Annotated in this window: 12 protein-coding genes; 7 read left to right on the forward strand and 5 right to left on the reverse strand. The window is 49.0% G+C overall.

Features of this window, described 5'->3' with window-relative positions; all coding sequences use genetic code 11:
- Window positions 1-20: 20 nt before the first annotated feature.
- Entirely contained in the window at window positions 21-386 is a 366-nt protein-coding gene (locus tag ACTJJJ_RS22940; RefSeq protein WP_440703138.1) for a winged helix-turn-helix transcriptional regulator, read from the reverse strand.
- A 104-nt stretch (window positions 387-490) separates the two neighbouring features.
- Here ACTJJJ_RS22940 and ACTJJJ_RS22945 point away from each other — a divergent pair, with 104 nt between their 5' ends.
- From ACTJJJ_RS22945 to ACTJJJ_RS22955, 3 genes are all read left to right on the forward strand, one after another.
- Complete coding sequence (locus tag ACTJJJ_RS22945) at window positions 491-1,126, forward strand: NAD(P)H-dependent oxidoreductase (RefSeq protein ID WP_188935979.1); 636 nt, start codon at window positions 491-493, stop codon at window positions 1,124-1,126.
- Between the two features lie 69 nt (window positions 1,127-1,195).
- The gene (locus ACTJJJ_RS22950) at window positions 1,196-1,903 is read left to right on the forward strand and encodes a DsbA family oxidoreductase (RefSeq protein ID WP_188935981.1); all 708 of its coding nucleotides are present in this window, start codon (window positions 1,196-1,198) and stop codon (window positions 1,901-1,903) included.
- A gap of 202 nt (window positions 1,904-2,105) precedes the next feature.
- Complete coding sequence (locus ACTJJJ_RS22955; protein ID WP_440703139.1) at window positions 2,106-4,670, forward strand: DUF5686 and carboxypeptidase regulatory-like domain-containing protein; 2,565 nt, start codon at window positions 2,106-2,108, stop codon at window positions 4,668-4,670.
- On the opposite strand, the gene ACTJJJ_RS22960 is transcribed toward ACTJJJ_RS22955, so the two are convergent.
- Window positions 4,671-6,527, reverse strand: coding sequence for a M1 family metallopeptidase (locus ACTJJJ_RS22960; protein WP_188935985.1), 1,857 nt, complete (start codon window positions 6,525-6,527; stop codon window positions 4,671-4,673).
- A gap of 193 nt (window positions 6,528-6,720) precedes the next feature.
- On the opposite strand from ACTJJJ_RS22960, the gene ACTJJJ_RS22965 reads away from it, so the two are divergent.
- Entirely contained in the window at window positions 6,721-6,885 is a 165-nt protein-coding gene (locus ACTJJJ_RS22965) for a DUF1328 family protein (protein WP_083769210.1), read from the forward strand.
- A 59-nt stretch (window positions 6,886-6,944) separates the two neighbouring features.
- On the opposite strand, the gene guaA is transcribed toward ACTJJJ_RS22965, so the two are convergent.
- On the reverse strand, window positions 6,945-8,474 hold the full coding sequence (gene guaA / locus ACTJJJ_RS22970; protein WP_188935987.1) for a glutamine-hydrolyzing GMP synthase: 1,530 nt from the start codon (window positions 8,472-8,474) through the stop codon (window positions 6,945-6,947).
- Window positions 8,475-8,786: 312 nt separating this feature from the next.
- Between guaA and ACTJJJ_RS22975 the strand changes: the two genes are divergently transcribed.
- A complete protein-coding gene (locus tag ACTJJJ_RS22975; RefSeq protein ID WP_440703140.1) occupies window positions 8,787-11,228 on the forward strand; it encodes an outer membrane beta-barrel protein in 2,442 nt (813 codons plus the stop codon).
- Window positions 11,229-11,348: 120 nt separating this feature from the next.
- Here ACTJJJ_RS22975 and ACTJJJ_RS22980 read toward each other — a convergent pair whose 3' ends face one another.
- The gene (locus tag ACTJJJ_RS22980; protein WP_188935991.1) at window positions 11,349-12,539 is read right to left on the reverse strand and encodes a phosphoglycerate kinase; all 1,191 of its coding nucleotides are present in this window, start codon (window positions 12,537-12,539) and stop codon (window positions 11,349-11,351) included.
- Window positions 12,540-12,823: 284 nt separating this feature from the next.
- Between ACTJJJ_RS22980 and ACTJJJ_RS22985 the strand changes: the two genes are divergently transcribed.
- A complete protein-coding gene (locus tag ACTJJJ_RS22985) occupies window positions 12,824-14,551 on the forward strand; it encodes a VRR-NUC domain-containing protein (RefSeq protein ID WP_440703141.1) in 1,728 nt (575 codons plus the stop codon).
- Here ACTJJJ_RS22985 and ACTJJJ_RS22990 read toward each other — a convergent pair.
- Entirely contained in the window at window positions 14,538-15,335 is a 798-nt protein-coding gene (locus ACTJJJ_RS22990) for an endonuclease/exonuclease/phosphatase family protein (RefSeq protein WP_188935995.1), read from the reverse strand. The genes ACTJJJ_RS22985 and ACTJJJ_RS22990 overlap by 14 nt on opposite strands.
- Before the next feature lie 76 nt (window positions 15,336-15,411).
- Here ACTJJJ_RS22990 and ACTJJJ_RS22995 point away from each other — a divergent pair, with 76 nt between their 5' ends.
- The gene (locus ACTJJJ_RS22995; protein ID WP_188935997.1) at window positions 15,412-16,734 is read left to right on the forward strand and encodes a M16 family metallopeptidase; all 1,323 of its coding nucleotides are present in this window, start codon (window positions 15,412-15,414) and stop codon (window positions 16,732-16,734) included.
- Window positions 16,735-16,752: the final 18 nt, after the last annotated feature.

Raw genomic sequence — 16,752 nt, forward strand, 5'->3', positions numbered from 1 at the left:
CTTTTTTGTGTTATCAGCGCTTAACTCTCCACCATCATCCGCTTCCGGTGCGCGGCACCCCAATCCCGCAGTGTCGCGATCACGACTTTCAGCGAATGCCCGTACTCCGTCAGCGAATACTCCACAACCACCGGAATAGAATCATAAACCGTCCGCTTCACAAGGTCGTTCGATTCCAGTTCACGCAGCTCTTTCGAGAGCATTTTGTCGGTAATGCCCGGCACTTCCTTCGCGATTTGCGAGAAGCGTTTGTTACCGAACATAAGGGATATAATGATAGGCAGCTTCCATTTGCCGCTGAGTACTTCCAATGCGTCGCGTACGGGGAGGATGCTTTTGGTGCATTCGTCCAGGGTGTGCGGGTGCGATTCCTTTGTCTTTTCCATAGCTGATTTTTTCACTATCCTTTTGTATACTACTTACAAATGTATAGCAAATTTAATTAAGTTTGCATGTCGATTCGTAAACGGCACACCAAACTTAGATAAAAATGAGCGAGTTAATAGAAAAATTGAACTGGCGCTATGCTACCAAGCGCATGAATGGCCAGACAATCCCCCAGGAAAAACTGGACAATATCCTTGAAGCGATCAAACTGGCACCTTCTTCGGTAGGTTTGCAACCTTACAATATCGTGATCGTAGAAGATAAAGCACTGAAAGACAGAATATATCATGAAGCCGCGACCCGCCAGGCGCAAATACCGGACGCTTCACATTTGTTGATTTTCGCGGTGTGGGAGAAGCTGACTTCGCAGCATGTAGAGGATTATCTCAAACTTGTTGCCTCGACCCGCAATGTGAGCATGGAATCGCTGGCAGGTTTTCACAGCAGCATTAATGGCGGTATCCTCAGCCGCAGCGAGGATGTAAATTTCGACTGGTCTGCACGCCAGGCTTACATTGCCCTGGGCCACGGGCTGGTGGCTGCCGCTACCGAAGAGGTGGATGCTACGCCGATGGAAGGCTTCGACGCAGCCAAGGTAGATGAAATCCTCGGACTTCGCGAAAAAGGTCTGCGCAGCGTGGTGATCCTCGCATTGGGCTACCGCGACGCGGAAAAAGACCCTTATGTGCATGCGAAGAAAGTGCGCCGGGCGCATGAAGAACTTTTTATATCGATATAGGCTTTTGTTTTAGTGGCTTTTAGGTACCACGGATAACAACGCGGCAGACCGCGAATTAACACGAATGTTATGAAAGTTGAAATATGGAGTGATGTAATGTGCCCGTTTTGCTATATCGGCAAGAGGCGCTTCGAGCATGCGCTGGCAGAATTTCCGCAGCGGGACCAGATTCAAGTGGAATGGAAAAGTTTTCAGCTGAACCCTCAGATGAAAACCGAACCCGGCAAGAGCATTAACGAATACCTGGCCGAAACGAAAGGCTGGACGCCCGATTATGCGGCACAAATGAATGATCATGTGACCAATATGGCCGCAGAAGTGGGTTTGGAATATAATATGGACAAAGCCGTGCTCGCGAACTCGTTCGATGCGCACCGGTTTTTGCAATTTGCCAAAACAAAAGGGCTGGGCGACGCCGCTGAGGAACAATTGTTCAAAGCCTATTTTACGGATGGTAAGAACACGGCCGATCACAATACGCTGGTAGAACTGGGCACCGCAATAGGCCTCGACGCCACTGAGCTGAGAGCGGTACTCGAAGGGACGCGTTTCAGCGAGGACGTGCGCAGGGATGTGTACGAAGCACAGCAGGTTGGTGCGCGAGGCGTTCCGTTCTTCGTGCTGGATCGCAAATATGCGGTTTCAGGAGCACAACACACCGAAACTTTCCTTGGGGCTTTGCAGCAATCGTTCGGCGAGTGGGAAAAGGCGAATCCGAAACCGCTCGTGAGCCTGGCCGATGGTGCGAATTGTACCGTCGACGGCGAGTGTGACTAAGTCAAAAATATCTGTTTGAAAGCGGCATACCGGAACTCCGGCATGCCGCTTTTTTGTTGCCCGCCACATCGCTGGTACGGTTCTATAAGTAAAGTGAATAGCGGTGGTCAGGATTGTCATGTAATTTGTGCTAATTGCGCTAATTTGTTGCACAACATACCTGCCCTCTAACCACCGCTATCAGCACTTTACACCCGACTATATGCGTTTTCTGGCATTCTTGATGCTTTTACTGGCAGTGCAACAATTCTCCCGGGCCGGTGGGATCAGGGGCCGCATTACGACAAAAAACGGCGAGGCTCTTCCCTACGCGGGCATCGCGGTGAAAGGCACGAGCAACGGCACGATGGCCAATGAAGAAGGTGAATATGAATTCAGCCTCGCGCCCGGCAATTATGAGATCATTTTTCAGTATTTGGGTTTTAAAAGCATTTCCAAAACGCTCACAATCGGCAACAATTTCACCGAACTGAACGTGACCATGGAAGAGCAGGCACTCAGCTTACAGGAAGCCACCGTCGGCAAATCGAAGGAAGATCCGGCATACAGCATTATGCGGCGGGCTATTGCCAAAGCACGTTTTCACCAGTTGCAGGTACGAGGTTATACGGCGAAAGTATATTCAAGAAGTACGGGCGTAGCCACCAAGATCCCTTTCCTGCTTCAAAAAAGGTTGAAAAAAGAGGGCGTGCAGCAAGGTAAAGCCATTCTGAACGAAAGCGTGGCGGAGATCAAATACCGGCGCCCCAACAATTACAGCCAGCGCATTATTTCCACACGCAACAGCCTCGACAACAGCATTCCTTCCCCGAACGAGTACATTCTCGCCAGTTTGTACAGCCCTGAAATAGCCGGCACGATTTCTCCATTATCCCCCAAATCTTTTGCCTATTACAAATTTGAATACGAAGGCTATTTCGAAGAAAGAGGCCAGATCGTCAATAAAATAAAGGTTATCCCAAAAGCTTACGGCGAAGGGGTTTTTAAGGGAAGCCTGTTTATACTTGAAGACCGTTGGGCAATCCATAGCTACGACTTGCAAACTACAACCAGCGGCTTGAACATTTCGGCCAAACAGCTATTCAGTCCGGTGCAGGGCGCCTGGATTCCGGTCAATCAACAGTTCCGGCTGAATGGCAGCTACCTTGGCTTCGCGGGTGAATTCCGTTACCTGGTTTCATTAACCTACGAGAAACTCGACGTAGATCCCGGCCTGCGGGAAGACATCAACATTGCAGATCATAAAAAAGAAGATGCCCCCAAAGTAAAAGGTGGCAAAGATCTCGAAAACCTAATCCAGGCACAGAAGGAGTTTTCAACCAAAAATTTCAGAAAACTCACCAAACAATACGAAAAACAGCAGAAAAAAGAACAAAAAGAACAGCTGGGCAACGACCGGCTCGTGCGGCAGGATTCCATCGTGATCGATTCGATGGCGAACAAGCGCGACACTATTTACTGGCAGACGTTGCGCCCCATCCCGCTGACAAAATCGGAAGTTTCGAGCTATGTCACCCAGGATAGCATCAAAGTCGTCAAGGACTCTGTCAGGGTCAAAACAAAACCTGACTCGACACATTTCAAACCTGTGCATCTGATTCTCGGCAATACTTACGCGCTCGGAAAACGAAATTCTTTCTATTTCAAAAGTCCGTTGCTATCCATCAGCTATAATTCTGTCGAAGGAAACGCGATTAACTTCATCACCGAATGGCAGAAGCGATGGGGTAAATCGGCGTATTTCAGTCTGCGGCCTTTGGTGCGCTATTCTTTTGGCCGGAAGCGGCTGTATGGAAATCTCGAAACGAATATCGGCGGGAGAAACTGGAATCTGGGACTTTCCGGCGGAGAAATGGCGTCGCAGATTAACAATCGTGACCCTATCCCACCCTTGCCCAACAGTATTGCCGCGCGCTTTGTCGACCGCAGCCTGATGAAGGTTTACCAGAAACAATACGGCCATATCCAATACACGCTCCGCAATATCGGCGACGTACTGAGCCTGAACGCAAGCCTGGATTTTGAACATCGTAAGGAGCTTTTCAACCAGGAAAGCGCGCGACCGATTATTTTCTGGAATCAATTCGGGTTTACGCCTAACAGGCCGGTTAACCGCGAGTTGGATAACACCGGTTTTGAAGAACATAATGCGTGGATATTCGATATTACCGCCACATTGCGGCCGTGGAGAAGATACCTGATCAGAAATGGTGAAAAACGCTATTTGAGAAGTCGGGGGCCGGCTTTTATTGTCAATTACAAAAGTGGGTTGGGCTTTCTGGGAGATTCCGATTATTCGTTATTGCAAGGTACCATCCGGCAGGATTTGAGCCTCGGGCCGCGCAGCAACCTCGAATATCTGATCAACGGCGGTGGTTTCTTAAGCACAAAAAAGATGTACTTTCCGGACTATCAGCACTTCATGGGCAACGAATTCTTCTTCCAGTATGTCTACCCACCCGATCAGTTCCGGATGTTGCCCTATTACCGTTACAGTACTTCGAAGTGGTTTTTCCAGACACATTTAACCTGGACCATGCAGCATTTCCTGCTCACACGCATACAGGCATTGCGCGTAACCGGCATTTCGGAGACGTTGCAGCTGCATTATCTGCGTGTACCCACAATGCGAAACTATTCAGAAGCGGTTTATGGAATTGATAATATCATGCGGATCGTCCGGTTGGAGGCCGTCGCGCAATTCCATGGCTCCCATTTCCAGGGGATGGGATGGCGCGTCGGTGCCTCTTTTCGGTTCGGACGGTAACTATTTCACTTTTGAAGCCTTGAAACGCGGAGCGGTTTTTGGAACCGTAGGCCAGGTATTGTTATCAACTTCGATATCAGCCATGCGCTGGCTCGGGTCGATCACGATCGTCTGAATGTCGGCAATGTTCCGGTCAATGGTGAAGGAATATTCAGGATAAGTCCAGCCCCAGTCAGCCATTTGCGTGGTTTTAGAATACCATTTCTCAGCCTTTTCGCCGCGCATAATTTCGAGCGGAATGTAAAAATTCTCCTGTGTTCCGTCCTTATAGCTCACGACCACATCCAGCGGCATGGGCATTTGCCCGATCCTTTCCAGCACCACATCGGTTTTGCCGGCATTAGCCAACACTTCACGGATGCCGTAATCGATCGTCTTGGTTGTTCCCACAAAATTCTCCCAAAACCAATCCAGTTCCAGGCCCGATTCCTTTTCCATAATGCGTTTCAAATCGGTCGGATTGGGATGTTTGAACTTCCATTCGGCGTAATATCGCTTTATGGCGCGCTGAAATATTTCCTTACCCATAATATAATTCAGCTGGTTAAGGAAAACCGCGCCCTTGTTATAGCTGGCAATGCTGTATGCTTTGTTGGTATTGTAATGATCGGCGTGCGTAGTAAGCGGCTCTTCCGTTCCCGACTTCACTAAACTGCGGTAGCTAGTGGTAGCAGCGCGTTGCGGATCGCCTTTCGAAGGAAACAACTCGCCCATCACAATATTTTGCGCATAGGTCGTAAAACCTTCATCCATCCATGGGTATTTGGATTCATTGGTTCCCAAAACCCCCTGAAACCAGCTGTGGATCGATTCATGCACCGTCACGCTCGTCAATGCGTGGAGGTTCAGCCGACCGGTGATCAGCGTCGCCATCGGGTACTCCATTCCGCCATCGCCGCCCTGGATCACCGAATATTGTTTGTAGGGATAGCGTCCAAACTGCTCGTTCATGATCTTGAACGAACGCACCGCGAGCGGCTCCATTTGCTTCCAAACATTAGCCAGCGTATCGGTCTGATAGAAGAAATGCAGGTCAAGGTTATCATCCACTTTCACGACATCGTGCTGATAATCGCGGTCGGCTGCCCACATAAAGTCGTGAACGTCCGGCGCTACGAAATGCCAGGTAAGGCGCTCGCCCGGTTTGTGCGTCACATTTTTATTGGAATACCCGTGACCGATTTTGTCAGGGTTCTGCAGATAGCCCGTTCCGGCAATGGTGTAGGCCGCATCCATCGTAATTTTGACATCGAAATCACCCCAGATTCCGTAGAATTCGCGACCGATGTAAGGATTGGCGTGCCATCCTTCATAATCGTATTCCGACATTTTGGGATACCACTGCGCCATCGAGTAGTCGATGCCCTCGTTGTTGTTACGGCCCGTGCGACGAATTTGTAACGGTACCTGTGCTTCGAATTCCATTTCGAAAGTATGATTCGACTTCGGAAGGATTTTCTCGTTGAGAGTTACTTCCAGAATCGTCCCTACCACCTCGTATTTCAGCGATTTGCCATTCTGTTTCAGCGAAAGCACTTTTTCATAGCCGATTTCCGAAGGCGATAATTTGGAAATGCGGTCCTTCACCCTTGAATCCGGGTCGCTGATGGAGCGCGAGCGCACGTCCATCTGGCTGCCTGGCTGGAATGCATTCAGGTATAAATGATAAAATACCTTTTGGAGCGTGTCGGGAGAATTATTAGTGTAGACGAGTTTTTGGGTGCCCTTGTACTGGTGTTTGACCGCATCAAAATCAATTTCCATCTGATACTTCGCGCGCTGCTGCCAACGGTCACTTTGTGCTGAAACCCGGAACGCAAGCGCGACCAGCAATAGCACAGATAAATTAAACTTCATTAGAACATTAGTAATTTGATTAAACCGCAAATTAACGGAATCCCTTGAAACTGTGCATCATTCTCCACAAAAAACCTCATTTTTAAGCGATTCCAGCCGTTTAGGGCATTTGGAGCGGCTGTGAGATGCTGGCACATATTTGGTAACTATTGAATCAGAAATCAATAATTAAAAACCTAAATACTTGTCAATCATGCTTAGATGGACCGTAATATTTCTCGTCATCGCTATCATTGCCGGTATCCTTGGATTCGGCGGAATAGCCGCAGGTGCAGCCGGAATTGCTAAAATTCTTTTCTTCGTATTCCTCGTTCTTTTCGTGTTGAGCTTACTAAGCCGCGGAGTCGGGCGATCCTGACATTTTACGAAAACACCACATATAAAAAAAGCGGACGATGTCCGCTTTTTTTATATTCGTTATTCCCATTCGATGGTAGCCGGCGGTTTCGAAGAAATGTCGTAAACGACCCTGTTCACCCCTTTTACCTTATTGATAATGTCATTCGAAACTTCCGCGAGGAAATCGTATGGCAAATGCGCCCAGTCGGCTGTCATACCGTCGACCGAAGTTACGGCCCGCAGCGCGACTACGCGCTCGTATGTACGCTCATCGCCCATAACGCCTACACTCTGCACAGGCAGCAGCATGGCACCGGCCTGCCAAACGTCTTTATAAAGATCCCATTTGCGGAGACCTCCGATGAAGATAGCGTCCACTTCCTGCAAAATCGCCACTTTCTCGGCAGTGATTTCTCCCAAAATACGGATCGCCAGGCCTGGGCCCGGGAACGGGTGACGGCCCAGTATCTTCTCGTCAATTCCCAGTGTACGTCCAACCGCCCTTACCTCGTCTTTGAACAGTGTATTCAGCGGTTCGACAATTTTCAATTTCATAAAATCGGGCAAACCACCCACGTTGTGGTGCGATTTGATGGTAGCCGAAGGTCCCTTCACCGAAACGGATTCGATTACGTCGGGATAAATAGTACCCTGGCCAAGCCATTTCACGTCTTCGATCAGATGCGCTTCCTGATCGAAAATATCGATGAACGACTTTCCGATCGCCTTACGTTTCGCTTCCGGATCACTTAGCCCGTCGAGTGACTGGTAAAAGTGCGATTTAGAATCGACACCTTTGATATTGAGGCCCATATCCTGGTAAGAATGGAGCACCTGCTCAAATTCATCCTTACGCAAAAGGCCGTTATCAACGAAAATACAATATAAATTCTGACCGATCGCGTGGTGTACGAGCGTTGCGGCAACCGTAGAATCCACACCTCCCGACAATGCCATTACAACCTTGTCATCGCCTAGTTTTTGACGAAGCTGGTCGATGGTGTGCTCCACAAATGACTCGGACGTCCACTCCTGCTTGCAACCGCAAATGTTAACAACGAAGTTATGCAACAGCTTTTTGCCTTCGGTGGTGTGTGTAACCTCCGGGTGGAACTGAATACCGTAAGTGAGTTCGTCCTCCACCTTGAATGCCGCCACCTTTACGGATTCCGTGGAAGCGATCACGTGGAAGTTCTGAGGCGCGCGGACGATCGTGTCACCGTGTGACATCCAGACTTGCGAGGATTCCGACAAACCTGCGAGCAATGAAGAATCGGTATCATCGATTTCCAGGCGTGCACGGCCGTATTCGCGGTGTTGTGAGGGCTTCACATCGCCGCCCAGCTCCTGTGCGAGCAATTGCGCACCGTAGCATACGCCCAGCAGGGGTAGTATTTTGCGAAATTTGTCGAGATCGATCCGGGGAGAGTCTTCGTCCCTTACCGAACAGGGGCTTCCTGAGAGAATGACGCCTTTGACGTTGGGAGTGAGTTCGGGGAAGTTGTTGTATGGGTGGATTTCACAATAAACATTCAGTTCGCGAACTCTGCGTGCAATTAACTGGGTGTACTGCGAGCCAAAATCTAAAATCAGAATTTGTTCAGTCATATATATATGCTATCTAAAACGCAAAGGTAGGGAGATTGGGGGAAAAGCAAAAAACGAAGTTGAAACTTCGCCACTTCCGTCGTTCAAACAGCTATTTAACCGTTTAAACTTTTTTACAACCTATATGCAACTTCCTTTTATCCCTTTGTATCTATAAGCCGAAAGATAGACACACACCACTTATATAATATTAGAACCATTTATGTAATCAAAGGTTCTATGCTATACCAAGTACCTATCTTTGCAGTGTACCTAATGGAACAACTCACCCACGGTACACTGAACTTTCAACTATTAGCCATGAAAATCTTAATGAACCTAACTGCAGCGCTGCTGCTGGGCAGTGGATTTGTGCACGCACAAGCTCCCCAGCCTCTTACCGGAAAAGGAAAAGTCACCGGCGCGGTGCTGGATGAAAAGTCGCAACCGTTCCCGTTCGTGAATATCCTCCTGCTGCAAGCCAAAGATTCTTTGCTTGTAAAGGGTATTGCAGCCGATGAGGATGGCAAGTACGCATTCGATCAGGTTGCCGCTGGCAAGTACCTCACGCTAATCTCGATGGTAGGTTATCAAAAAGCTTACAGTGACCCCTTCAATATCAAAGACGCTCCCGTAAACCTTCCTACTGTCACCCTCAAAACCGACATAAAATCGCTGAACGAGGTGACTGTCGTAGCTAAAAAGCCGTTCATCGAACAGGAAATCGACCGGACGGTTGTGAATGTCGAAAACAGCATTGTGTCCGCAGGCGCAACGGCATTGGAAGTGCTCGAACGCGCTCCCGGTGTGACGGTCGATCAGCAGAACGAGCAGCTAAAACTGCGCGGCAAAGAAGGTGTGATTGTTCAGATCGACGGGAAACAGACCTTTTTATCCCAACAAGAGCTCATCACCCTCCTGCGTAACACGCCCAGCGATAATATCGAGAAAATTGAGTTGATCACCAATCCTTCGGCCAAATACGACGCTGCCGGTAACTCGGGGATCATCAACATTAAAATGAAGCGCAACAAGAACTACGGCACCAACGGAAATATCAATCTCGGCGGCGCGTGGGCAAAATATGGCCGTGGGAATGTGAACGGAACGCTTAATCACCGCGCCGGAAAAGTGAGCTCGTTCATTAGCGCAGGCGCATTTTATAACAAAGGATTTAACAACAACGACATCTACCGCACCATACCCTACGAAGGTAAAGTCACCATTTTCGACCAGAAAACGGAGCGTATCAACAGATCGGAATACTATAATGTACGTGCCGGTCTTGACTACTTTGCAACGGACAAAACTACGGTAGGCGTACTAGTTTCCGGGTTCTACAACGATTGGAGCAACCCTTTCGGACAGACCAATACCCGGATCCTGAATGAAGACCTTATCCTTCAGCGCTCATTCCGGACCAACGTTTTCAATGGCGGCAAAATGAATAATATCAGTTCCAACGTGAACCTGAAACACCAGTTCAATGACAAAGGCAAGGAATTGACGTTCGATCTCGACTACGTGCATTACGGCGGTAAAAAGGAGAGCAACCTCGATACCCGTTATTTCAATGCGAACGGCACGCCAGATGATGCCGCCACTGAGATCGTCCGCAACGATATGCCCTCGGACATCAATATCGCCATGGCAAAACTGGATTATACGCAGCCGATCGGCAAAGGCAAGTTTGAAACCGGTTTGAAATCCAGCTTTGTGACTTCGGATAATGACATGGTGTTCGAAACTTTCATCGACAGCTGGAAGCTGGACCCCAGTCGCTCCAACCGGTTCAAATACACCGAAAATGTGAATGCAGCTTATGCGAATTATGCGGGTGCATTTTCCAAAAAGATCAAATATCAGGTTGGGCTCCGCGCCGAGCATACGCATTCGATCGGTAACTCGGTCACCTTGAACCAGAAACGCGACAGAAACTATGTAAACCTGTTCCCGAGCGTGTTCCTGTCGAATCAGCTGGACACCAACAACGTGATCAACCTTTCATACAGCCGTCGGATCGACCGTCCCAATTACCAGTCGCTTAACCCGTTCGAGTTCTATCTTGACCCGTATACGTTTCAGCGTGGTAACCCGAACCTGAGACCGCAATACACGCATTCGTTCCAGTTGGTACACGTTTACAAAAATGCTTTGAACACGACGCTGGCTTACAGCCGCATTAAGGATATGATCGCGGATGAGCTGCCTCAGCAGATCGCTTCGGAGAACAAAACATTTGTAACGTCGGATAACCTTGACAATCAGGACAACGTCAGCCTGACAGTCTCTTTCCCGATACCGGTTACTAAATGGTGGCAAGTGCAGGCGAACTTTACGGGTGTTTACAACCATTACAAATCATATTACCTCGAACAACAACTGGAAATCAAGCAGGTATCGTGGAATATGTACGCCAGCAACCAGTTTACGATCGGCAAAGGTTGGTCGGCCGAGCTCTCGGGATGGTATAACAGTCGGCAGTTCTACGGCTTGTACGCAGCCCATCCGATGGGGATGATCAATGCAGGCCTGCAAAAGAATATCCTGAACAAAAAAGGAACGATCCGTTTGAATGTGAACGACATCTTCTGGACTAACCGCTTCAATGGTACCGCGGTTTACAAGGATATCGATTTCAAAGTGCGTTCCGAATGGCCAAGCCGCCAGTTCAGATTGACCTTCACGTATAACTTCGGTAACCAGAATGTGAAGGGTGCCCGCCAGCGCAATACCGGCTCTGATGATTTGCAGAAGCGCGCAGGTGGCAATTAAGAGTGGAATCCCGGCCGAACGAGGCCAGTGTTCATAAATTAGTTAGGTTTGTTATGCAGAAAATCCATCCCGCGATGTGCGGGATGGATTTCTTTTTTGCTATAAACCTAAAAGGAATGCTTATGCCTGAAGTGCAGCTACACCCGGAAGTACTTTGCCTTCCATGTATTCGAGCAAAGCGCCGCCGCCGGTTGAAACGTAGCTCACGCGGTCGCCGTAGCCTGCATTGTTGATCGCAGAAGCTGAGTCACCACCGCCGATAAGCGAGAATGCGTCGTTTTCTTCTGTTACCGCAACTACCGCCTTAGCGATTGCGTCGGTGCCGATTGCAAAGTTCGGGAACTCAAATACACCCATAGGACCGTTCCAGAGAACAGTTTTCGAGTTTTTGATAATATCCGCGAAAATCTCAATGGTTTTTGGACCAATATCCAAACCTTCCCACTCATCAGGAATACTACCTGCTTCAACTACCTTACGCTCCGCGTCGTTTGAAAATTTGTCGGCGATCACCGTATCCAGAGGCAGGATCAGGTTTACACCTTTTGCTTTCGCCTTCTCCACGAGTTCAAGCGTAAGCTCCTGCTTGTCGGCTTCGAGCAACGACTTGCCGATGCTTCCGCCTTGTGCTTTGGAGAATGTATAGGACATCCCGCCGCCGATGATCAGGTTGTCGACCTTATCAAGAAGGCGTTCGATGATCAGGATTTTATCGGAGATTTTCGCTCCACCCATAATAGCGGTGAAAGGTCTTTCTGAATGTTCGAGAAGACGCTCTGCGTTATCCAGCTCTGCTTGCATCACATAACCGCAAACTTTATCGGTGAAGAATTTACCGATCACGGCTGTGGAAGCGTGCGCGCGGTGTGCGGTGCCGAATGCATCCATTACCCACACGTCGCCCAGTTTGGAAAGTTTCTCAGCAAACGCTTCGTTACCTTTTTCTTCTTCTTTATAAAAACGCAGATTTTCGAGCAACAGAACTTCTCCCGGCTGCAATGCAGCGGCAAGCTCCGTTGCACTTTCACCAATGCAATCGTCGGCGAACTTCACTGTCTTTCCGAGGATCAGCGACAATGGGTTTACCAGGTGTTTCAGAGAGTATTTTTCGGTCGGGCCATCCTTGGGGCGACCCAGGTGTGACATTAAAATGACGGAACCGCCGTCATTAAGAATCTTGCTGATTGTCGGAATGGTCGCACGGATACGTGTATCGTCCGTGATCTCAAATTTGTCATTAAGCGGGACGTTAAAATCCACGCGGACCAGGGCTTTTTTCCCTGAAAAATCATAAGAATCTAATGTTGTCATGGGCAGGTAAAATTGTTTTCCATAGGTAGCAAATGTAAACCAATTTCTTAATTATATACTACGCATTTAACAAAACACAGCATCCATCATACGTATAATCCAATTTTTACCTTTCATTTTTCTATAAAAGCTTTAATTAACCAAATATTAATATAACCGTCCTTCACTTGCCGGGTTCAGAACGCCCGTGCCCCTTTTTCCATGAAAAGCATTGATAATTTTAATATCCTGAAAAAGATATTTTTGGTAACTTTATTTCTTCATCAACTAAAAAAGTAACCGTTTTGTCTGCCCAGTTAACCGACCCGTTCGCCGGGGAACAGGTGTTTCCCACGGATTTGCCGCCCAAGTACTATCTCGAATATTTCAATTACGTGCTCGCGTTCGTACGCAAGCGCTACGTGCACATCCTGCATGAGAGTGAGCTGGAATTTCTGGACAATTACGAGTCGCTTTCGGAGGATGCTCAATGCCTCTTCATCCGTTTCAGCAACCGCAGCAAATCGTTTTTCCGTACCAACAGCCTTTCCTATTCCGAAATTGAGGACATGCCTGCCGTGCTTACGGAACTCCTCGAAGGCGGCTTCATCGAATCCCTCTGCGAAGCGCATGATGGCCGGTTTGCGGAAGTAATCGATCTTTTTACCAAACCCGAATTGCTTGAAGTTACCCGGCTGCTCAAACCGGAAATAATGCCTTCCAAAAGCATTAAAAAACCGGACCTGGTGCGGTGGCTGCTGTATGAATATGATTTCGCGGTGCTGTGCGAGGTAATCAGTGAAATTGAACCGGTGGTAAAGGTGTCGTTCGAAGCGGAAGTAATGCTGATGAAATTCCTGTTCTTCGGCAACCGCTATGCCGATATGACCGAGTTCGTAGTCCGCGACCTGGGGCATGTGCGGTTTCAGTCATTCGATGAACAATACCTATCCATCCAGTTCGATACGCGGAAAGATGCGGACGACACCTTAATGGTGTCCCTGATGAAGGAAACTTTCGACGTCATCAAAAACGACCGCCCACCGGAGGAAATCTACGACTGGTTTATGAACTGGCACGTAGCTAGCGGCACCGGACTGAGCCATAAGGCTTTACCATCGTTCAATACATTCATATTAAAAGTCAGCGCCTGGCTGGAACGCAAGAAAATGCTCTCGCAGGCGCTCACGATCTACCAGCTTACCGGCGACGCCCCCGCCCGCGAGCGGCGCGTGCGATTGCTCTATAACCTGGGAGAGATCGACGAGGCACTGGCATTGTGCGAGGAAATTGCCGAAAGCCCGCAAAACGCCGACGAGCGCTTTTTCAGCCTCGATTTTTATGAGAAGATCAAAAACAAAAAGGCCCGGACCGTCAAAAGGACGACCCAGGCTTTGAAGGCTGCCGAAGCGATTGAAGTACCGATTTCTTTCCGTTTCCGTGTGGAATTCGGGGCGATCACTTACTACCAGGAGCAGGGTTACAATGCATTTTTCAGCGAAAACGAGCCGTGGCGTGCATTGTTCGGACTGCTCTTCTGGGATATTATTTACGATACCAATGTGCAGACGATCCATAATCCGCTGCAACGCATTCCCTCGGATTTCTTCCTGCCCGATTTCTATTTCAAACGGTCGGAGCAATTGAAGGAACGGCTCGCCGCCGCGCATTCGCGCGAGATCATCGACGAGCTCGTAAGCCAGACATTTGCGGATAAATACGGCATTACCAATGTACTCGTGCCCTGGTACGACGGCGCATTGGACAAGGTATTAACATTAACATCCCTTTTAAGCCCCGAAAAGATCCACAAGATCATGCTCGAAATGGCGCTGAACCTCCGCGAAAACACCCGCGGCTTCCCCGATCTGCTAGTCTGGAATGAGGACGACTACGCATTCATCGAAATCAAATCTCCTACCGACCACCTTTCATCGCGGCAGCTGCATTGGCAGCATTTCTTTGCCGAACATGGTGTGCAGAGCCGGATCGTGCGGGTGAACTGGATCAAGGAAAATATCAGTCTAATGTAAACTCGGCCGTCACGGGCAGGTGATCCGAGGCATATTTCTCGTCGATTACCTTCGTGTTGGCACTTTTGAGTTTGCTGCCTTGCTTGTGCATAATGAAATCGATGGTCTTCTTAGGCACTTCAACCGGGATAGTCGGCTTGCAATCGGTGCAGGAGCGTGTGAAATATTTATCAAAATAGGCGATTACCGGGCTTTCTGGGGTCGCATTGAAATCGCCTCCGAGGATCATCGGCAGTTCCGTTTCACGGAAATGCTTCCAAATGGTTTCCGCTTGCAGCATGCGGTTGGGTTCTTTCAGACCCAAATGCGTGCTGGCGAAAATCAGTTTGCGGTTATCAGGCAATTTCACGGTTACCGCGGCTATCGTACGGTCTTCTTCCTTCAATTCCGGGCGGATCGGCAATGCGAATTTCGCCGAATCGACGATCGGAAATCTGGTCAGAACAGCCACGCCGTAATCGCCTCCCTGGTGATCGATCGCTTTGGAAAAATAGAATTTCATGCCTGTGAGCTCGGCCAGTTGCTGCGCCTGGTTCTTGCCTTTTCCGGAACGTTCGGTATTCACATCCACTTCCTGCAATGCCACAAAATCGGGTTTTTCAGCATTGATCACCTTCGCAATAGCTTCCACGTCGATCTTATCGCCGGCCGACGGCGGGTTACAATGGTGGATATTGTAGGTCATTACTTTAAAACGCTGCTTTTTGGCAGGCTGGTCGGGCGACGTACTTGCTACTGCGCTGAATGCTAGGAGCGTGAGTAAAGAAAAGAAGTAATTCTTCATTGGTGGTACAAAGGATTTAGGTCTATAATGTGCCAAAAATAGCTATCATTACACATTCATTAACAATCCCTGCTTCATGAAGCTCCGAAAAATTCTATTCGCCGCGGCCGCGCTGACGGGCCTCGGCGTGGCGCATGCGCAAACCCGGCCCGAGGATGTGAAAGGTTTCACACTCTCCAACGGCATGAAATTCCTCGTCCTGGAAGACCATTCCATCCCCACCGCCAATATGTACCTTTTTTGGAAGGTAGGCTCGCGCAACGAGGTCCACGGAATTACCGGCCTCTCCCATTTCTTCGAACACATGATGTTCAACGGCTCCAAAAACTACGGCCCGAAGCAGTTCGACCGCGTGATGGAAGCCAACGGCGGTTCCAACAATGCCTACACTTCCGAAAACGTGACGGTCTACACCGACTGGTTTCAGAAAGACGCATTGGAAACGATTTTCAAACTCGAATCGGACCGCATCGGCCACTTGTCCATTGACCCTAAAATGGTGGAAAGCGAGCGCGGCGTAGTCCTTTCCGAGCGCAGTACCGGGCTCGAAAACAGCAACTACAGGCTGCTGGGAGAACTCGTTCAATCCGTGGCGTTCCAGGAGCATCCGTATATGTTCCCCGTGATTGGTTTTGAATCGGATATTAAGAGTTGGACGCAAGCCGATCTGGAAAATTATTTTAAGACCTACTATTCGCCCAATAATGCGACCGTCGTAGTGGTGGGTGATATTAAATTTGACCAGGTAAAAAAACTGGCCGACCAGTATATGGCGCCGCTTCCTGCGCGTGGCCTGCCGCCGAAGATCCGAACCGTGGAGCCGCCTCAGAATGGGGAGCGGCGCGTGACGACTTACAAGGACATTACTACGCCAAATATACTCCTGGCATACCACGTCCCCGAAACCGCCCATGCCGATTACTATGCGCTGGATTTGTTCAGCAGCCTGCTGAGTTCGGGCAACTCTTCGCGGCTCGTGAAATCGCTGGTGATGGACACTACCATCGCTTCCAGTGTGTCCACAGGGCTCGATAACGGCTTCGATCCTACGCTGTTCATTGTTTTTGGCGTGGCCGGTGACAACGTTTCAGCACCGGATCTTGAAAAAGCCATTGAAAAACAGATCGATATGATCATTCAGAATGGCGTGACCGACACCGAATTGCAGAAAGTGAAGAACCAGAAACTGATGGAATTCTACCACACGCTTGAAACCATCAATGGAAAGGCCAACAGTCTCGGGACATACGATGTGTTTTTTGGTGATTATAAAAAGATGTTTGAAGCGCCGGAAAACTACAAAAAGGTCACAGTGGACGACATTAAGCGCGTTGCAACCCAATACTTCACCGAGCGCAACCGCACCGTAGGCTACCTGCTTCCCGAAAAATCGAAATAACAGCCATTCAAATTCAAA

The sequence above is a fragment of the Dyadobacter sp. 22481 genome (genome assembly GCF_052044875.1).
GTDB lineage: Bacteria > Bacteroidota > Bacteroidia > Cytophagales > Spirosomataceae > Dyadobacter > Dyadobacter endophyticus.